15 protein-coding genes and 1 pseudogene are annotated in these 20633 nt (G+C 40.2%); 11 read left to right on the top strand and 5 right to left on the bottom strand.

Features of this window, described 5'->3' with window-relative positions; all coding sequences use genetic code 11:
* Positions 1-84: 84 nt before the first annotated feature.
* Complete coding sequence (gene asd / locus AB2N10_RS00420; protein ID WP_354624601.1) at positions 85-1197, bottom strand: aspartate-semialdehyde dehydrogenase; 1113 nt, start codon at positions 1195-1197, stop codon at positions 85-87.
* A 188-nt stretch (positions 1198-1385) separates the two neighbouring features.
* Positions 1386-2216, bottom strand: coding sequence for an ammonia-dependent NAD(+) synthetase (gene nadE / locus AB2N10_RS00425; protein ID WP_354624602.1), 831 nt, complete (start codon positions 2214-2216; stop codon positions 1386-1388).
* Between the two features lie 177 nt (positions 2217-2393).
* Between nadE and glmU the strand changes: the two genes are divergently transcribed.
* On the top strand, positions 2394-3755 hold the full coding sequence (glmU, locus tag AB2N10_RS00430) for a bifunctional UDP-N-acetylglucosamine diphosphorylase/glucosamine-1-phosphate N-acetyltransferase GlmU (protein ID WP_354624603.1): 1362 nt from the start codon (positions 2394-2396) through the stop codon (positions 3753-3755).
* A 55-nt stretch (positions 3756-3810) separates the two neighbouring features.
* Here the strand turns inward: glmU and AB2N10_RS00435 are convergent, their stop codons facing one another.
* Positions 3811-5538, bottom strand: coding sequence for a DEAD/DEAH box helicase (locus AB2N10_RS00435; RefSeq protein WP_354624604.1), 1728 nt, complete (start codon positions 5536-5538; stop codon positions 3811-3813).
* Between the two features lie 555 nt (positions 5539-6093).
* Here AB2N10_RS00435 and AB2N10_RS00440 point away from each other — a divergent pair.
* On the top strand, positions 6094-8796 hold the full coding sequence (locus AB2N10_RS00440; protein ID WP_354624605.1) for a family 14 glycosylhydrolase: 2703 nt from the start codon (positions 6094-6096) through the stop codon (positions 8794-8796).
* A gap of 65 nt (positions 8797-8861) precedes the next feature.
* On the opposite strand, the gene nfuA is transcribed toward AB2N10_RS00440, so the two are convergent.
* Both nfuA and AB2N10_RS00450 read right to left on the bottom strand, forming a co-directional pair.
* Entirely contained in the window at positions 8862-9443 is a 582-nt protein-coding gene (gene nfuA, locus AB2N10_RS00445; RefSeq protein WP_354624606.1) for a Fe-S biogenesis protein NfuA, read from the bottom strand.
* A 117-nt stretch (positions 9444-9560) separates the two neighbouring features.
* Positions 9561-10301, bottom strand: a complete 741-nt coding sequence (locus AB2N10_RS00450; protein ID WP_369434160.1) for a ComF family protein — start codon at positions 10299-10301, stop codon at positions 9561-9563.
* A gap of 28 nt (positions 10302-10329) precedes the next feature.
* Between AB2N10_RS00450 and bioH the strand changes: the two genes are divergently transcribed.
* The 9 genes and pseudogenes from bioH to lpdA all read left to right on the top strand — a co-directional run bounded on the left by bioH (position 10330) and on the right by lpdA (position 20595).
* Entirely contained in the window at positions 10330-11103 is a 774-nt protein-coding gene (gene bioH / locus AB2N10_RS00455) for a pimeloyl-ACP methyl ester esterase BioH (RefSeq protein WP_354624609.1), read from the top strand.
* Between the two features lie 85 nt (positions 11104-11188).
* Positions 11189-11476 carry a flagellar basal body rod C-terminal domain-containing protein gene (locus tag AB2N10_RS00460; protein WP_354624610.1) on the top strand — a complete coding sequence of 96 codons (288 nt, stop codon included), beginning with the start codon at positions 11189-11191 and terminating at the stop codon, positions 11474-11476.
* A gap of 10 nt (positions 11477-11486) precedes the next feature.
* A complete protein-coding gene (locus AB2N10_RS00465) occupies positions 11487-11918 on the top strand; it encodes a hypothetical protein (protein WP_354624611.1) in 432 nt (143 codons plus the stop codon).
* A gap of 272 nt (positions 11919-12190) precedes the next feature.
* Positions 12191-12937, top strand: coding sequence for a MipA/OmpV family protein (locus AB2N10_RS00470; RefSeq protein ID WP_354624612.1), 747 nt, complete (start codon positions 12191-12193; stop codon positions 12935-12937).
* A gap of 103 nt (positions 12938-13040) precedes the next feature.
* A complete protein-coding gene (gene ampD / locus AB2N10_RS00475) occupies positions 13041-13583 on the top strand; it encodes a 1,6-anhydro-N-acetylmuramyl-L-alanine amidase AmpD (protein ID WP_354624613.1) in 543 nt (180 codons plus the stop codon).
* A 276-nt stretch (positions 13584-13859) separates the two neighbouring features.
* Entirely contained in the window at positions 13860-14609 is a 750-nt protein-coding gene (gene pdhR, locus AB2N10_RS00480) for a pyruvate dehydrogenase complex transcriptional repressor PdhR (protein WP_354624614.1), read from the top strand.
* Positions 14610-14768: 159 nt separating this feature from the next.
* Positions 14769-17435 carry a pyruvate dehydrogenase (acetyl-transferring), homodimeric type gene (aceE, locus tag AB2N10_RS00485; protein ID WP_369434161.1) on the top strand — a complete coding sequence of 889 codons (2667 nt, stop codon included), beginning with the start codon at positions 14769-14771 and terminating at the stop codon, positions 17433-17435.
* Positions 17436-17469: 34 nt separating this feature from the next.
* On the top strand, positions 17470-19065 hold the full coding sequence (gene aceF, locus AB2N10_RS00490) for a dihydrolipoyllysine-residue acetyltransferase (RefSeq protein WP_354624615.1): 1596 nt from the start codon (positions 17470-17472) through the stop codon (positions 19063-19065).
* A gap of 103 nt (positions 19066-19168) precedes the next feature.
* A pseudogene (gene lpdA / locus AB2N10_RS00495) lies at positions 19169-20595 on the top strand (dihydrolipoyl dehydrogenase).
* The last annotated feature ends 38 nt before the right edge of the window (positions 20596-20633 follow it).

A 20633-nucleotide genomic window follows, 5' to 3' on the forward strand; every position in this document is an offset into this window, starting at 1 on the left:
GCAAGATTACCTTCAGTTGATGAAACGAGATACAGGTATCTCGTTTTTATCCAATTGACATTGATGGCTATTGCACTGCGTTCATTAAGACTCTTGTAAAATATTTAGCATACGGCGAAGAGGCTCTGCCGCTCCCCATAATAGCTGATCACCAACGGTGAATGCGCTGATATATTCAGGACCCATGCTAAGTTTGCGAATGCGTCCTACAGGAATACTTAGTGTACCCGTCACTTTTGCAGGAGATAATTCTTTAACCGTTATTTCACGCTCATTTGGAATCACTTTAACCCACTCATTATGGGAGGCTAAAATTGATTCAATTTCAGCTACTGAAATATCTTTTTTCAGTTTAATTGTGATTGCTTGGCTATGACAGCGCATTGCACCAATGCGTACGCATAATCCGTCAACGGGAATCTGTTTATCGCTGCTGCCAAGAATTTTGTTTGCTTCAACCTGTGCTTTCCACTCTTCCTTGCTCTGTCCTGAAGGCATTGGCACATCAATCCATGGGATCAAACTACCCGCTAAAGGTGCACCGAAACATGCCGTAGGTAATGCATCACTACGAATAAATTCAGCAACTTGTTGGTCTATCTCTAAAATGGCAGAAGCTGGATCTGCTAGTTTGTCAGCGACTGCACCTTCGATAGCGCCCATTTGGCTAATCAGCTCACGCATATTACGCGCACCCGCACCAGAAGCCGCTTGATAGGTTTGTGGTGAAACCCATTCAATTAAATCGGCTTCGAATAAGCCGCCCAGTGCTAATAGCATTAGGGAAACGGTGCAATTACCACCAACATAAGTTTTAACACCACTTGCTAGCCCTTTTTGAATGACGTCTTTATTGACTGGATCTAATACGATAATGCTGTCATCTTTCATGCGCAGGGATGATGCTGCGTCAATCCAGTAGCCATTCCAGCCAGTTGCGCGTAGTTTTGCGTATACTTCATTGGTGTAATCGCCACCTTGACAGGTTAGGATAACATCCATTTTTGCAAGTTCATCGATTGCGAAAGCATCTTTTAACGTTTCTGTGGCTTTGCCAATTTCTGGGGCCGCTAAACCGACTTGTGAGGTGGTAAAAAACGTAGGTTCAATGGTTGCAAAATCATTTTCATCACGCATTCTTTGCATAAGTACAGAGCCAACCATACCGCGCCAACCAACTAAACCAACTTTTTTCATGAGTCAACATTCCTTAAATTTAAAAATCACAATGAGTATTCGGTTAATCTATAACCGAATAGCAAATTTATCATTATCAGCTTTGTTATGGCTAGTTTTTTGACTGATCTAGATGAATAAATATGTAAAAAAATAGGTTTATTATGTAAATAAGCCTATTTTTCACAATATTTAGCTAGGATTAGTGGTTAATCGTAAATAGTCGGAGTCGGGATGCGTTTGTGTTGAGTGCGTAGGTAAATGGCGATTAATTTTTCTTCTACTTCCGGTGCAACCTGCTTGCCTTCAAGAAAATCATCAATTTGATTGTAAGTCATGCCTAAGGCAATTTCGTCTTGCAGTTGTGGCTGCTGTTCTTCTAAATCTGCCGTTGGTGCCTTTTCCACTAACACTGCAGGGGCTCCAAGATGTTTAGCAAGAGCCCGCACTTGACGTTTATTGAGACCAAATAAAGGGGCTAAGTCACAGGCACCATCACCATGCTTGGTATAAAAACCGGTAATATTTTCAGCACTATGGTCGGTGCCAACCACTAAACCATTAGTTAAACCTGCAATTTCATATTGGCTAATCATACGCATGCGTGCTTTGACATTACCTTTAACAAAATCAAGTTTATTACTTTCAGGTAATTGGATCCCGCTGTTTTGTAATGCGCTGGTGGTACTTGTATGGATGCCATCCACACCGGTTTGTATATTGACCGTAACACATTTTGAAGGGTGGATAAATTGCACGGCGAGTTGTGCTTCATCTTCATCCTGTTGTACAGAATAGGGAAGACGAACGGCAATAAATTGATACGCTGTTGTTGCTTCTTCGATATTAAGCTGGTCAACGGCTAGTTGGCATAAACGCCCGGCGGTGCTTGAATCAACGCCACCGCTAATGCCTAAAACTAAACTTTTACAAAAGCTCTCTTTGAGTTTATTTTTTATAAAGTCAATACGTCGGTTGATCTCTTCTTCAACATCGATGCTAGCTAGTACACGCATCTCTTCTAATATTATTTTTTTCATTGAAATAGCCTGTATGGGGATTTGTAGTTAATTATTATGCAAAAAGAAATACATTTTTTATAGTGAAAATAGAGAATAAATTAATTAGTTTAGTTATGTTTATAAAAACAACGTGTTGTTTGCTGATAAACTCCGTTAAAATATCCTTTTCATCATTTTATTTATAAGGTCGAAATTATGTCTTTAAGTGTTGTCATTCTTGCCGCAGGTAAAGGAACACGTATGTGTTCTGCTCTTCCAAAAGTTCTTCATAAAATAGCTGATAAGGCCATGGTGCAACACGTTATTGATACCGTTAAAGGAGTCGGTGCGGACAATGTTCACCTCATTTATGGTCATGGTGGTGAGCAGATGCAAGCGACGATACTCGATACTCGATTAAATTGGATAAAACAGAGTGAGCAACTAGGTACCGGTCACGCCATGCAGATTGCACAACCGCACTTTAGAGATGATGAAAAGATATTGATGGTTTATGGCGATGTACCTTTACTATCAACACAGACATTACAACGTTTAATTGCCGCACAACCTGAGAATGGTATTGGTTTGTTAACGGTTGAATTAGATGATCCTACTGGATATGGTCGTATAGAACGAGTAAATGGTGCGGTTGTCGGTATTGTTGAGCAAAAAGATGCAACGATAGAACAACGTAATATCAATGAGGTCAATACGGGGATTTTAGTTGCTAACGCCCGTGATTTAGGCCGTTGGCTACCTGCACTAAGTAACGATAATGCCGCTGGTGAATATTATATTACTGATATTATTGCCATGGCCCACCGTGAAGGGCGCAGTATCTGTGCGGTGCATCCTGATAATGCCGTTGAAGTTGAAGGGGTTAATACCCGTCTACAGTTAGCGAATCTCGAACGTGCTTATCAGCGTCAAAAAGCCAATGAACTATTATTATCCGGCGTGATGTTACGTGATCCAAACCGTTTTGATTTACGTGGTGAGTTAACCTGTGGCCAAGATGTTGAAATTGATATCAATGTGATTATAAAAGGCAAAGTGACACTCGGTAATGGCGTGGTGATTGGTGCGAACTGTATCTTAATTGATGCTGTCATTGAAGATAATGCCGTGATTGATGCTAATTCCATCATTGAATCTAGCCACGTTGGTGAATCTGCAACTATTGGTCCCTTTGCCCGTATTCGCCCTGATAGCGTTATTAAAAAAGAGGTGCATATTGGTAACTTTGTGGAGGTAAAAAAATCGACACTCGGTAATGGCACTAAATGTGGCCACTTAAGTTATATTGGTGATAGTACCTTAGGTGAAAGAGTGAATGTGGGGGCTGGCACTATTACTTGTAACTATGATGGTGCAAATAAATTCCACACCCATATTGGCGATGATGTGTTTATTGGTTCTGATTGCCAATTAATCGCGCCTGTGACTGTTGGTAATGGCGCTACAACAGCCGCTGGTTCAACCATTGTTAATGATGTTCCCGATGATGCGCTCGCAGTTTCTCGTGGTAGACAGAGAAATATCAGTGGTTGGCAGCGTCCGGTAAAATTAAAATAATAGCAATAAAAAAGGGTGCTCAATGCACCCTTAATATTAAAAGTTATGAATTAACTTATTCTTTTCTAATTTTTAATTGACGTTTGCAAACAAAAACATTTTCAAGATGCTTTAAGGTTGCGTTAGGCATTCCTTTCGGCAATTCAATCGTTGAATAATCATTATTTAATTTAATATCACCAATGAAACGGCTATTAATATCGGCTTCATTAGCGATTGCACCAACAATATTTTTAACTTGCACGCCATGACTACGACCAACATCAATACGGTAAGTCTCTAATTCAACATCCGTTGGACGACCTCGACCACGCGGCGTATCGCCACTTTCATTTCTATCGCGGCCTCTAGGGCCACGGTCACGACCTGGGCGCTCAGAGCGTTCACGATGACCTCGAGGTGCTCGGTCATTATGGTCAGGACGAGGCTCTACAAATTTTTCTTCAACAGGTTGAAGTGGTTTGTCTTTTTGTGCGAGATAAAGCAGGGCTGCAACTAAATCTAACTCTTCGAGCTCACTGTTATTTTCGATTTGCTCGAATAATGTACGGTAGAAAGAGAGGTCTTCGCTTTCACAGACTGCTGCAACTTGTGCTTCAAAGTTGGCAATACGCGTTTTTGTCACTTCATCATGTGTTGGTAAATCCATGATGGTGATTTTTTGACGAGTAGCACGTTCAATTGCTTGTAATAGTCGACGTTCACGAGGTGCTGCAAATAGTATCGCTTTACCTTTACGTCCAGCACGGCCTGTACGACCGATACGGTGAACATAAGACTCAGTATCCGTTGGAATGTCATAGTTTACAACAAGGCTTAAACGTTCAACATCAAGGCCTCGAGCAGCTACATCTGTAGCAACAAGTATATCTAAACTGCCAGATTTTAAACGAGCAATAGTGCGTTCTCGTACTTGTTGGTTCATGTCGCCGTTTAGTGCTGCACTGCGGTAACCGCGCGCTTCTAAACGTTCAGCTAATTCAACTGTTGCTGTTTTGGTACGGGCGAAGATGATAACACCATCAAAATCTTCCGTTTCCAACATACGTGTTAATGCATCTAGTTTGTTCACGCCGCGTACAATCCAACATTTTTGTTCGATGTTTTCAACGGTTGATGTTTTTGCTTGAATCTTAACTTCAGTTGGGCTGTTCATGTAACGTTTAGTAATACGTTTGATTTGGTCGGGCATAGTTGCTGAGAAAAGTGCCGTTTGACGTTTTTCAGGCATCTCTTTCATAATGGTTTCGACATCATCAATGAAGCCCATACGTAACATTTCATCCGCTTCATCAAGCACTAGTGTGGTTAATTTAGAGAGATCTAAGGTTTTGCGTTTAAGGTGATCCATGATACGACCGGGTGTACCAACAACAACCTGAGGACCACGTTTTAATTGATTAAATTGAATGTTGTAACTTTGACCACCATAAATAGGCATAACATGAAAACCGCGTAAATGACGAGCATAAGTTTGAAATGCTTCTGATACTTGGATTGCAAGTTCTCGTGTAGGTGCAAGTACTAATACTTGAGGGTAATTTGCACTGACATCTATATTCGCTAATAAAGGGAGTGCAAATGCGGCCGTTTTACCGGTACCTGTTTGCGCAAGGCCTAATACGTCTTCACCTTTTAAAAGGTGTGGAATACATTGTGCTTGAATAGGTGAAGGTGTTTCATAGCCTAATTCAGTAACAATATTAATCAATGCTTCTGGTAGCTTTAAATCTTTAAAGGTAATTGATAGTTCTTTTTGTTCTGTGTTTGTTGACTCTGACATAGTGGCCTCATGAGTTCAGTTTAAATCCATATTTATCTCGTGGATAAATATACTAAATTCAGCCTATACCTACGTCACATCAATCATTTCATTAGTTGAAATCATCTATTAATTCTCGCGTTATTAACCGCGTAAGTAGGTAAATCTGAAAATTTTGCATCGTTGAAAGGAAAGCCTTTTACGAGGGTGGCATATACTACTTTATTTGCTTACAAAACACCCGTGTTATTTGACCTACTACTCATAATAATAAAAAAATAGCTTTTTTACTTGGTTTATTTTAGAAAACACTTGTCAATGCCCTGCTATTGTGGGTTGTTAGAGTCATTGTTATTTAGCCTAGTAATGTATTTTTTTGGGGGCTGAGTTTTTTCATCGAATCTACGTTGTTTCGCTTGATTCTCTATGACTTGTTTTTCAAGTTGTTGATTTTTAGGTGTTGTTTTTCCGTTGTCGGGGGCGTAGGGTGTGGGAGGGAGACTAAAAGAGTAACTCGCATTAAGGTAGCTATAGGGTAGTCAATACACTTTATCGTTAAATAGAAGGAATGCCACAGTGGTCAACAAGCAGACAGTATTGCAAGTTTGGATACACATGCCAACCAATTTTACTCGTCGTTTAGGCGTGCTAAGTAAAGATAATAATCCTTGGCACAGTGCTTTTTTAAAACAGTTAGCCTTAGCTAAATCTCTCGGAATTGATGCGGTTATCGTACCTATTAGCTGGCGTGTTATTGAACCCTATGGCCCTAACTGTGCCGATTTAAAGAGTAGTTGGGCGAGTTATCGAGAGGTTTTCAATACTTGCATAGATCATGGTTTGAAAGTGATCCCTGAATTTCACTCTGCAGCGACAGGTTTAAAAGATAATAGTCAGTTAAATTTATTACCCGATTGGTTATGGGGCACTTTAGGTGGCAAATTAGCCGGTGATGATGCGCAAAGTATTAAGTATATAGATAGTTATGGACAAGATAGTTTTGCTGCTATTTCCCTGTGGCAAGATGAAATGTTTCTTCCTTATTTTGAACAGCTACTTGCTGGCTTTGAAAAAAACTTTTCTGATTTGGCGGATCATATTCCCCATGTCAATTTAGGTGCAGGACCTGAAGGAGAGCTGCGTTATCCTTTTCTCGGGTTGCACAGCGAAGGGCCTGATTTTTTGCAGTTACCCTGTTTTAGTCGAAAAGCGAAATTAGACTTTAAGACCTTTATTTCAGAGCAAGCCTCTACTGATAAGTTACTGCAAGATACCTCTTTTTATGAGCAGTTAATGCGTGATGATTTTTTTGATTTACAGTTAAATTATTTGCAACAACTAGCGCATAGCGAAACGCCTAATAATCCTGCATTTATCTATTTCACTCGCTGGTATCATCAATCTCTTATGGACCATGGGCAACGTTTGCTCGCTTTAGCCGATGGCGTATTTAGTCAGAAGTGGCAATCGACTACATTGGGACTAAGACTGGCTCTTAATTTGCCCGATCTTAAAAATAGCCCCGATCTCGCTGAGGTTGTATCTGGATTGTCCTCAGAGCTTAATGCTAACCACGTTATGCAGAAAAATAATTGGCAACAAAGTTTTTCGCGTTTACTTGATGGTGCTTGGAAATCCCGTGTGCGTCTGTTTGTCTCTGGAATAAAGGAGTCAGAGCAAAAAAATTATCAGTCATTGCTATCGGTTGCTCAAGATTTGAATGTTAAATTACTTATTGAGAATAGTGAACAGGTTAAATTGCAACAGCACAGCGAATGGGACAAATTATTAGAAAGTGTCATGCAAGAGAAAACTTTCTGTGGGTGGAGCTTACGTGACTTAGGTATGCTTAGTAATGATGCCGGGATTGGTTATGCTCGATTGTCTCAAATTGGTAAGTTAAAATATGGTCAAGGTCAGTATCAAGGTGTCGCGCGTAAATCGTTTCGTGTCATGGCGCCACTACACCTCAAGGTGGCTAACCAGAAGCAACTATTAGATGAAGAGAATTGGTTGCTTTTTGAACAGCAATTACGAGTGCTTAGAGATGCCGGGGTCGATGCGGTCTCGACTGATTTATGGTGGGGATTAATAGAAGGACGACACCCCGGTTGTTTTGACTGGAGTTATTACGATCGCCTTGTTGAGGTGTTAGAAGCAAATAATATGCACTGGGTGCCGATTCTCTCTTTCCATCAAGCAGGAGGAAACGTCAATGATGATTTCAATCAAACCATTCCTTTATGGCTTTGGGGGAAATTATTAGAGCAGCATCAAGAGATTGAATCTGTTCGGGACTTGCAATATGTGAGTGAAACAGGTGATGCATCAATGGAGTATGTTTCTCTCTGGGCTGATCCCTATGTGTTACCCTATTATTTAGCATTTGTTAAAGCGTTTCGTGACCACTTTCGTACTAAAGTTCATTTAATTGATGAGATAAATATTAGTATGGGACCAGCAGGAGAATTACGCTATCCAAGCTATAACGCGCACGATTGGGGCGATTACCCTAATCGCGGTACACTGCAGTGTTACAGCCCACTTGCTCAGAGAGATTGGAATCTCTATTTACGCAAGAAATACCATTCAATAGGGGCATTTAATGCAACCTTTGGCACGCAATTTAATGATTTTGATGAAATCAGTATGCCTAGCGCCGATAGTTTATTTGAACATAAGAAATACATCTATAGTGCATGGGGGAGAGAGTTATTAACGTGGTATAACGATCGATTAGTACAACATGGACGAGATGTACTTGAAGGTGTTCTTATGTTGTTTTCTGATAGTGATTATATTAATGCCCCAATCGGGATAAAAATCCCCGGTATTCACTGGGAAATTAGTGATCCTAAAATGCCACGTGCCGCGGAAATATCAGCTGGCTTGATTCGTGTTCATCCTAATTTAAGCAAGTTAAATTCTGGGGAATATGTACAGCTACTTAAGGGGATTATACCAGCGCAACATTTGTCTCGGGTCGTGGTTCACTTCACTTGTTTAGAAATGGTTAATAAGGATCACGAAGGTTACTCTCGAGCCGAAGATCTCGTTAACTGGATGGCTGATGCAGCCTATGAAGTTGGCGTTGAATTGATGGGAGAAAATGCCTTAGCTGGTGAGTTGTATGGTAAGCAAGGCTGGCAACAGATGGAAAGAGCGTTAACTCGCACGCCAGGTTATGGTGGTATTACTTTATTGCGTATGCAGAATTTCTTTGATGACAGTAAGTTACCTTTAGCTGAACTTAAATCGTTAGTGAATCGTTCTATTTGAAATAGATAAAAGAGAGGATGGCATCGCCATCCTCTCTTTTTACTTTAAGTAAGGGTGAGATTGCGTTATTTATAAAAAGAGTGATCACCTTGCTGGTGCTCAGTGATATCTCGTACAGCATGAAGCTCACCAGAAAACTCTTCTAGTAACTCTTTTTCGATGCCTTCTTTGAGTGTTAAATCCACTTGGGAGCAACCGTTACAACCGCCTCCAAACTCAATGATAGCGACCTTATCTTCTGTTATTTCAATTAGTTTAATAAATCCACCGTGACTTGATAGCTGTGGATTTATTTGCACTTGAATGACATATTCGACACGATCTAACAGTGGTGCATCATCTTTAACACGACGCATTTTGGCATTCGGTGCTTTTAATGTTAGTTGTGTACCTGCCTCCTCTTCAACAAGATCGATAAAAGCTTCTTCTAAAAAAGGTAAGCTTACATCATCGACTAATGCATCAAAGTCTGCGAAGTTTAAGCGTGTATCGCTTCCTTCCACTGCTTCTGGTGGGCAGTAAGAAACACCACATTCAGCTTTTGGGGTACCAGGGTTGATAACAAAAATGCGTATATTTGTGCCTTCTTTTTGTTGTTCAAGTAATTTTTTAAAGTGCGCCTGTGCAACTGGGGTGATTTCAATCATTATTCAACCTTAACCTTGAGTGATTTACTCGGACATTATAACTGTGTTCAATATCAAGAATCAAAGAAAAGAGTGAAATTATTATTTATAGTCATTTTTTGCGTAACGCCGGGGTATCTAAGCGGTATCTGTACGGCTGATGCAAAATACCGTAATCGAAGCAACGCCTGCTTTTAGCAAAGATTGACAAAGACTATTAATAGTTGCGCCTGTTGTGACAACATCATCAATAATGGCGATATGTTTATTTTGCAAATGAACATTATCATGGATGTGAAATGCGCCATGTAAATTTTTTTTTCGTTTGTTAATGGAAAGGTTTTCCTGTGGAAGCGTTTCTTTATGACGTTGTATGGCATCTTTAAGGACGGGAATAGATAGCTGCTTAGCAACCGCTTCTGCAATTAAAGCCGCTTGGTTAAATCCACGTTGTCGCAATTTTTTATGGTGCAATGGGACTGCTATCAAGTATTCAATGCTTTTTATCTGTTGTGCATTGAGGTTTTCTAGGATAGATAAACTTAACAGCTCTCCTAACGCCTCTGCAATGATTAATTTCTTGCCATATTTCAGCTCTTTTATGAGAGATGAATAGGGCGTTGTATAGCTTGCTAGTGCGTGTAATTTGGTAAAATAGTGCTGTTGTTGGATACAATCGCCGCAGAAATGCTGGGATACCGGTAAGCTTAACCCACAGTGTTGGCAACAGGTTCGTTGCTGCAATAGTGAACTCTTGCAATCCTTGCAAATAAGTTTGTTGTCACTTGCTAATTGACAAATTAAACATTGCGCAGGAATAAACTGCTCAAGTAAATGTAATAATTTATGTTTTAATTGCGTATAAATTGAATTCAACACTTTTTTATCACCTTAATAAGGGGGCTGTGTGAGTATAGAACAAACTGTTTATTGTCGTGTTGTCGGTGAGGGAGATGATTTAGTCCTATTGCATGGTTGGGGGGTAAATTCTCTTGTTTGGGAGCCTGTCATCGCGACATTAAGTCGTCATTTTCGACTGCACCTAATCGATTTACCCGGTTTTGGGCAAAGCCAGTGTATGGAAAAATATAGCTTAACTGCGATCGTTGAACGTATTTTGTTACATGTGCCAGAGAGAGCGAATTGGTGTGGGTGGTCACTTGGCGGCTTAATAGCCACCTATGCAAGTTATGCTCATCCTCAGAGAGTAAAAAAAATAATTCAAGTTTGCAGTTCGCCGAAGTTTGTTGAAGATGCAAATTGGTCTGGTGTGGATAGGGGTGTTTTTGAAAGTTTTCAATCTAGTTTGCAAAAAAACAGCAGTAAAACGTTGTCCCGTTTTATTGCCATTCAAGCGATGGGCTGTGCAACAGCACGTCAAGATACGCTTTTTTTGAAAAAACTATTAATAGATAATTGGCAGAGTGATGAAAACGCGCTATCTGCAGGGTTGGTATTACTCGAAGAAACTGATTTACGAGTGCAATTTAGTCAAATTAAAATACCTTGTTTATCCATTTTTGGCCAATTTGATAGTTTATTGCCGCAGTCAGCGCATCTCAATATCCATCAATTATTACCTAATTCAGTTCAGCAAGTATTTGAAAATTCAGCTCATGCTCCATTTGTTAGTGAGGATGAAAAATTTTCAGAGAGTATAATTGCATTTTTAAGTGATTAAATATTAATCAATATCTGTATTTGTGTTAATATGGTGCCATACTTTGTATTAGTTCTTTCTCTTTTAAACAATATGATGGTGTTTTATGGATGTTCGCTCTGCTTATAATTCAGGTCTAACTGGCTTTCAAGATGCTTCTGCTAAGTTGAGCAACGCAAGTTCTCGAATTGCCCAAGCGGGCGCTGCAGGAAATAGTGTCAATGAAAATCAGCAGGCTACGGAGATTAATTCTTCACCTGCTGAGCGAGCACCCATATCTTTGACGACAGAGTTAGTGAACTTGAAAGTGGCTGAGTATCAGGCCAAAGCATCGGCAAAAGTCATTAGTAGTGCCGATGAGGTTATGGGCACCTTAATTAATACGAGTGTTTAAGGTTACGTAAATGGCTAATATCAATGCGCAACTGCCTCAAGCCGCGACGATATCATTTCACCCAGCAACGGAAAGCTTACAACGTGAAAATTTAACTAGGCCGATTATTCCTAAAACGGAAGTGACCAGTGCTTATCAAAAAATGCGTGATGAGCAGGAGCGTAACAACCAGTTTTCAACTCAATCACGTACACTCTTTCAAGATCAAAAAAATCAAAATACCCAACACTCTTCGCAACAGGAATCATCACAACAAAATACCTCTCTACAGCATAAGCGAGCACTTTTCTTTGCGCGTAAAGGGGTGTTATGTCAATCTGAAAAAGGTGATGTAAGTGCATATGAAATAAAAGATTTCACTGCCGTTATTTCGGTTATTCAAGCGCGTTACCGTTGTGCTGTTAACCCGTTACCTGAACCCGTGGTAGATGACCTCGTCTAGTACAACTTGCAATATATAACTATGAGACTTCAAGATGCAAAGTCAGCAAGAACAAGTGTACCGAAATGTGATTTTTTCCTTGCCCTACGGGGGGGATTCACTTTTATCTTGATGAAAAAAAGCTATCCGCGACCATAATAAACTGTTTATGCAACGATTTTTTTCTTTATCTGAATTTTATCTTTACTTATTATATAAAAAATAGGCTAGACTATACTGTGTAGATGTTTGCTCTATGTGATCTATCTGACTCTGAATAATAAGGATAAAATATGAAAATGAAATATACTGTGATTGCAGCACTAGTTGCATCATTGCCAATGGTTGCTCAAGCGGAATCTAATTTGGAGATTGGTGCAGGTGCAGCGTTTAAAAATACGGCATACCGCAATTATGATGACAATGCTCAAGTTATGCCGCTAATCAGTTTTGATTATGAATGGTTTTATGCGCAAGCTGGTGAGTTTGGTTTTAAACCTTACGATGACGGCACTAACCGTATTGGCACGTTTATCAGTATGGGCCAAGAAGAGTGGCAACGTAGCGATAATAATAACGACAGCTTTAAAGGTTTTGAAAATAAAGATCGCGCGATCAACATCGGTGTTAGTTACCGTCATAAAGCAACTTGGGGTGTTATCAGTGCATCGATTTATACTGATGTGAATGATACATATGGCGGTAAAGGCGGAACGTTAGGCTATGCTTACCCATGGGTTATTAATCAAAAATTTGCGGTTGTGCCAAGTGTTAAAGTGAAGTTTATGGATTCTGATTATGCTAACTATTACTATGGCATTAGTAATAAAGATGCTCAAAAAACAGGAATCAATTCATATGATACGGGCAGTGCAACGAATATTGAAGTTGGCGTGATGAGCTCTTATTTAATCGCGGATCATTGGAAATTATATGCAGGTGTTAATTACACCAAATTAGATAGCGATATTAAAGACAGCCCTTTATTAAGCGATGATAAAGAGACTGTTGCTATTATAGGCGCAGCTTATAAATTCTAGTATTTTCACTTAAATTAAAAGTGTAATACTAATTGAAAACGGGTCTATTTTGACCCGTTTTTTTATGGATACAAATACGCATTTTATTTAGGGAGTTTGCATTTTGATTGATGTTCATGGTTACTATTCACTTGCGAAGCAAATTGAAAGCCCTTTTTATAATGAGCGTCCTAGCGGTGTAGAGATTAGTTTATTGGTGATCCATTGCATCAGTTTACCGAAGGGATGTTACACAGGTGGTGCCATTGAAGCGCTTTTTACTGGTTGCCTAGATTGTTCTAGCGACCCAAGTTTTACTGATTTATTAGGTGTTGAGGTTTCTGCGCACTGTGTTATTCGCCGCGATGGTGCTGTACAGCAATATGTCCCCTTTAATGGCAGAGCTTGGCATGCCGGAATTTCAAGCTTCGAAGGTATGCCTGCATGTAACGATTATTCAATTGGTATTGAGTTAGAAGGAACAGATGATTCGACCTATACCGAGAAGCAATATCACTCTTTAGCTAAGCTTACTCAAGCAATTCAGCAGGTTTATCCCCATATTACTAAAGAGCGTATTACTGGCCACAGTGATATTGCCCCTGGCCGGAAAACAGACCCAGGGCCTTATTTTAATTGGCAGCATTATTTTAGCTTATTCGAATGACAGAGTTCACCCTCTATCAAGCACTGATATATTGTATCAAAAAGTCACACCTAATCGCATATCAGTACGTTATTTCTGTACTATTGCAGCACTTTGATTATGGTTGCATTCATCATACAAATTACAGCAATGTATCATTAATCCACGTTAAGCTTGATATTTATTGATTTGAATCAATAAATGCTGGACGTGTTGTGAATTAATTGTTAATTTACACAGCAAAGTTAAATGGTAATACCATTTTCATGAATTGAGTTTTTGTATTCTAAGGGTGCTATGGTTTACGCAAAAATTAAACAGCCTAAATTAGCGGATGTAATCGAAAAACGTATCGAAACGATGATACTCGATGGTTCTTTAGAATTAGGCGAAAAATTATTGCCAGAGCGTGAACTAGCGAAGCAATTTGATGTTTCTCGCCCCTCATTGCGTGAAGCTATCCAACGTCTAGAATCAAAGGGATTATTAAGTCGACGCCAAGGTGGTGGTACTTTTGTAAAAGAAGAGTTGCGTGATCAGTTAACGGATTCATTATTTGAATTGTTTAATACGCACCCTGAGTCACAATATGATCTTCTTGAATTTCGTCATGCATTAGAAGGGTTTTCTGCATATTATGCGGCATTGCGTGGTAATGCAGATGATTTTATTCGTATTAAAGAAAGTTTCTCGGCCATTAATCATGCCAAGAAAAAGAGAGATTTAGATTTAGAGATTGAAAGTGTCGCACTGTTTTATCTTGCTGTTATTGAGGCTTCTCATAATGTGGTATTTATACACCTTGCACGAGGTATTAAATCCTTACTTGAAAAAAATATAGCCGATAATGTGAAAACACTTTATCGCTACCCTGAAGTCGCTAAAAAGATTGATCAACATCGTCAAGAATTATTAGATGCAATTCTCTCTAAGCAGCCTGCGAATGCGCAGAAAGCATCTGCACAGCATTTAGCCTATATTGAAGAAACACGTCTTGTTATGTTACGTGAAGAAAGTTTATTTAAACGCGAATTAGGGCGTTTTTAACTTTTTAAAAAATAGCAAAAATTAGGTAACTATTTAGATTGCTTATTGCCTTAGTGGCATTTCCAAAACGTGTTATTCAACAGGTAATGGTTAATCTAAATAGTTATTAAGCACTTAGCTCATGGCTAAGATTATTTAGTGATAGAGAAGGAAAGTGTCATGACTGACATCTTAAATAGAGATATTGATGCGCAAGAAACTTCGGAATGGCTTGATGCCCTAGCTACAATTCTTGAAGATGAAGGCACTGAGCGTGCTCAGTTCATCGTTAAAAAATTAATAGAGCAGGCTCGTAAAGACGGTGTTAAATTACCAAGTGATATTAATACAAATTACCTTAATACGATTGCACCTGCTGACCAGCCTATTTATCCTGGAGATTTAGAGTTAGAGCGCCGTATTCGTTCCGTGATTCGCTGGAATGCGATAATGATTGTTATGCGCGCATCAAAAAAAGATCTGGATTTAGGTGGGCACATGGCTTCTTACCAGTCTGCGGCTGCATTTTATGAGGTTTGTTTTAACCACTTTTTCCGTGCCCCTAATGAGGCCGATGGCGGTGATTTAGTTTATTATCAAGGCCATATCTCTCCAGGTATCTATTCTCGTGCTTTCCTTGAAGGTCGTTTAACGGCTGAACAACTGGATCATTTCCGTCAAGAAGTTGATGGAAAAGGACTGCCTTCATACCCTCATCCGAAGCTGTTACCTGAATTTTGGCAGTTCCCAACGGTATCAATGGGACTAGGCCCTATTTCTGCTATTTATCAAGCGCGTTTCTTAAAATATCTTAATGGTCGTGGTTTAAAGAATACCACTCAGCAACGTGTCTATGCTTTCCTAGGTGATGGAGAGATGGATGAGCCAGAGTCGCGTGGTTCATTATCATTTGCTGCGCGTGAAAAACTAGATAACTTATGCTTCTTAGTTAACTGTAATTTGCAGCGTCTAGATGGCCCTGTTATGGGTAACGGTAGTATTATTCAAGAGCTTGAAGGTCTGTTTAATGGTGCTGGTTGGAACGTGGTGAAGGTTATCTGGGGGAGTAACTGGGATTCTTTAATCGCACAGGACTCATCGGGCCGTTTACTACAATTAATGGAAGAGACCGTTGACGGTGACTACCAAAACTTTAAATCAAAAGATGGCGCATACGTACGTGAGCACTTCTTTGGTAAATACCCAGAAACAGCATCATTAGTGGCAACATGGACAGATGAAGAGATTTTTGCTTTAAAACGTGGTGGTCATGACTCATCTAAACTGTATGCTGCATTTAAAAATGCACAGGATACCATGGGTAAACCTACGGTTATCTTAGCTAAGACCGTGAAAGGTTATGGTATGGGCGCTGCGGCGGAAGGCAAAAATATTGCCCATGGCGTGAAAAAAATGAATGAATCACACATCCAAAGTTTACGTGATCGTTTAGGCCTACAGGATCTATTAAGTGATGAGAAAGCCGCAACCTTACCATATTTAACATTACAAGAGGGATCGGCTGAATATAATTATTTGCATGCAAAGCGTGAAGCGTTATTAGGCTATACCCCGAAACGTTCACCTAAGTTTTCTGGTCAATTAGCGGTTCCTTCTTTAGACGAGTTCGCACCGCTTCTACAGGAGCAAAAGCGTGAAATATCAACGACGATGGCTTATGTTCGTATATTAAATATTTTGTTAAAAGATAAAGGTATTGGTAAAAATATAGTCCCCATCATTGCCGATGAAGCGCGTACCTTTGGTATGGAAGGGCTATTCCGTCAAGTGGGTATCTACAACCCACATGGTCAAGAAGAATATATCCCAGAGGATCGCAGTGTCGTTTCCTACTATAAAGAAGCAACATCAGGTCAAGTATTGCAAGAGGGGATTAATGAGCTCGGTTCCATGTCATCTTGGGTAGCCGCTGCAACGTCCTACAGCACTAATGATCTACCAATGATTCCATTTTATATCTACTACTCAATGTTTGGCTTTCAACGTATTGGTGATATGGCTTGGATGGCAGGTGACCAACAAGCTCGTGGCTTCTTGTTAGGTGCGACGGCTGGTCGTACGACGTTAAATGGTGAAGGTTTACAGCATGAAGATGGTCATAGCCACATTCAAGCGAATACTATCCCTAACTGTATCTCCTATGATCCAACTTTTGCTTACGAGTTAGCGGTTATCGTTCAAGATGGTATTGAACGTATGTATGGCGAGAAGCAGGAAAATGTTTTCTATTACTTAACAGTAATGAATGAAAACTATGCAATGCCTGCGATGCCAGAAGGTGCAGAAGAAGGTATTCGCAAAGGTATCTATAAACTTGAGTCCCATCAAGGTGCAAATAAAGTGCAGTTATTGAGCTCGGGAACTATCATGAATGAAGTGCGTAAAGCAGCACAGATCCTCAGTGAAGAGTATAACGTTGCTTCTGATATCTTCTCCGTTACCTCATTTAATGAGTTAACGCGTGAAGGTCAAGCGATTGAGCGTGACAACATGCTTAACCCTGAAGCGCCTGCAAAACAAGCTTATATCACGCAAGTATTAGGTGACGAGCCAACAATCGCAGCCACAGATTATATGAAAAATTATGCAGAGCAAGTGCGTGCTTTCATTCCATCTAATACATACAAGGTGTTGGGTACCGATGGTTATGGGCGTAGTGATAGTCGTGAAAATTTACGTCGTCACTTTGAAGTTAATGCGAGTTATGTCGTTGTTGCAGCGCTTTCTGAGCTTGCAAAACGTGGTGATATTGAGGCATCTGTCGTGACTGAAGCTATTGCCAAATTTGCTATTGATACAAACAAAATCAACCCATTATTTGCGTAAATATAATTCGCTGTTATTGATTAGGAAAATTATTATGTCTGAATTAAAAGAATTTTTACTACCTGATATTGGTGCTGATGCTGCTGATGTTACGGCTATTTTAGTCTCTGTTGGTGATATGGTCGCAGAAGATCAAGATGTGATTTCTCTTGAAGGTGATAAAGCATCAATGGATGTGCCTGCAGCATTTGCAGGTAAAGTTGTTGAAATAAAAATGAGTGTTGGTGATAGTGTTTCTGAAGGTCAGGTTGTATTGGTGCTTGAAGTGGCAGGCTCAGGCTCTGCGGAAGTTGCTACAACACCAGCTGAAACGGCTCCCGTTGCTCCTGCCGCAGCTAATGTTGCTCCGGCGGCAACGCAAGTTAAGGAACTTTGCTTGCCAGATATTGGTGGCGATGAGGTTGATGTAACGGCGGTTTTAGTGGCGGTTGGTGATACCATTGAGGTGGATCAAGATATATTGTCCGTTGAAGGTGATAAAGCATCAATGGATGTACCCGCTCCCTTTGCTGGTGTCGTTAAAGAGATTAAAATTGCCGTGGGCGATAAAGTCTCTGAGGGGACATTAATTTTACTTGTGGAAGTTGAAGGTGTTGCTGCACCAGTAACAACTGCTGCCGTAGAAACCCCAAAAGCGGTAAGCTCGCCTGTTGCCGATGCCCCTCAATCTGCTGCTACACCTGCCGTTCAATTGTCACCATCACAGGTTACCATTGCAGGCTCAATTAAGGCGTCTCCTTCAGTGCGTCGTATTGCACGTGAATTTAACTTAGATCTTGCAGTTATTCCTGCAACAGGTCCAAAAGGGCGTACAACGAAAGAAGATGTACAAACCTATGTTAAAGCACAGTTACTGTTAGCTAAATCAGGCGGTGGTGCTGGTGGTTTACAAGTATTGCCGTATGCTGAGGTTGATTATGCTCGATTTGGTGAAATTGAAGTTAAGCCTCTTTCGCGAATTCAAAAAATATCAGGTCCAACATTACATCGTAACTGGGTAACCATTCCACATGTTACCCAATTTGATGAGGTTGATATTACCGAGCTTGAAGCATTCCGTCAGGAACAAAATGCCATTGCGGCGAAACAAGATCTAGGCTTTAAAATTAGTCCGCTTGTGTTCATGATGAAAGCCGTTGCCAAAGCATTACAACAATACCCTAACTTTAATGCGTCATTATCGACAGATGGTGAAAGCGTCATATTAAAGAAATATATTAATATCGGTATTGCTGTCGATACACCAAATGGCTTAGTTGTACCTGTTGTTAGCGATGTTATCAACAAAGGTATCTATGACCTTTGCCGTGAAATCGGGGAGATATCTAAAAAGGCACGAGCGGGTAAATTAACCGCTAAAGATATGCAAGGTGGTAGCATGACTATCTCTAGTCTTGGCGGCATCGGTGGCACTCAATTTACGCCTATCGTTAATGCGCCTGAAGTGGCTATTTTAGGTGTATCTAAGTCGGCTATAAAACCGCAGTGGGATGGTAAAGAGTTTGCACCGCGATTAATGGTACCACTTGCTCTTTCCTATGATCACCGTGTAATTGACGGGGCTGATGGTGCACGTTTTATCACTGCCATCAACAATTACTTATCTGATCTACGTACGTTGATTTTATAATAATGTTATCAGGTCGGCATTTGTCGACCTTTTGTTTTGCTTTTCATTAACATTTAAATAGACTCAAATTAGTTTTTGATGGAACACTTTTATAGAGGTTTACATGAGTAAAGAAATTAAAGCACAAGTTGTGGTACTGGTTTCGGCCCTGCAGGATATTCAGCGGCCTTTCGTGCAGCAGATTTAGGGTTAGAAACCGTATTAATAGAAAAATATAGCACCCTAGGTGGTGTTTGTTTAAACGTGGGATGTATTCCATCAAAAGCACTTCTACATGTTTCAAAGGTAATTGAAGAAGCTAAGGCGCTATCTGCGCATGGTGTTTTATTTGGTGAACCATCAACGGATGTAGATAAAATTCGCATTTGGAAAGAAAAAGTAGTTTCGCAACTCACTGGCGGCCTAAAAGGCATGGCTAAAATGCGTAAAGTTACCGTGATTAATGGTTTTGGTAAATTTACCGGTGCCAACACGATTGAAGTTCAAGGTGAAGATGAAACAACCATTGTAAATTTTGATAATGCGATTATCGCTGCGGGCTCTCGTCCTGTTAAATTGCCTTTTATTCCTCATGATGACCACCGTGTATGGGACTCTACCGATGCACTTGAACTACGCTGTGTACCTAAACGCCTGCTTATTTTAGGTGGTGGTATTATCGGCTTAGAGATGGGGACTGTTTATAAATCGCTCGGCTCTAGCGTTGATGTGGTTGAGTTTGCCGATCAATTAGTACCAGCTGCCGATATTGATATCGTGCAGGTATATACTAAGAAAGTGAAAAATAAATTCAATATTATGTTGTCAACTAAAGTGACGGCCGTCGATGCTAAAGAAGATGCTCTGTATGTCTCCTTTGAAGGGCACAATGCACCTGCTGAAGCTAAGCCCTATGATGCGGTATTAGTCGCTGTTGGACGTGTACCAAATGGGTTGTCTATTGATGCTGAAAAAGCGGGTATTGCAGTCACTGAACGCGGTTTTATTGAAGTTGATAAGCAGATGCATACCAATGTTCCACATATTCATGCAATCGGTGATATTGTCGGGCAACCGATGTTGGCACATAAAGGTGTGCATGAAGGTCATGTGGCTGCCGAGGTTATCGCTGGCAAGAAACATTATTTCGATCCGAAAACTATCCCATCTATCGCCTATACTGAACCTGAAATGGCTTGGGTTGGTTTGACTGAAAAAGAGGCGAAAGAACAGGGGATTAATTACGAAAAATCTATTTTCCCTTGGGCAGCTTCTGGCCGTGCAATTGCCTCAGACTGTAGTGATGGTATGACTAAGCTTATCTTTGATAAAGAGACACATCGTATTATCGGTGGTGCGGTTGTTGGTACCAATGCAGGTGAATTACTGGGTGAAATTGGTCTTGCGATTGAGATGGGCTGTGATGCTGAAGATATCGCATTGACGATTCATGCGCATCCAACATTACATGAGTCTGTTGGTTTGGCCGCTGAGATTTATGAAGGTTCTATTACTGATTTACCTAATGCAAAAGCGGTAAAACGCAAATAATTTAACTTATTGATTAATCTCATTGTACTTTATAAACC

This window comes from Psychromonas sp. MME1, assembly GCF_041080865.1.
GTDB lineage: Bacteria > Pseudomonadota > Gammaproteobacteria > Enterobacterales > Psychromonadaceae > Psychromonas.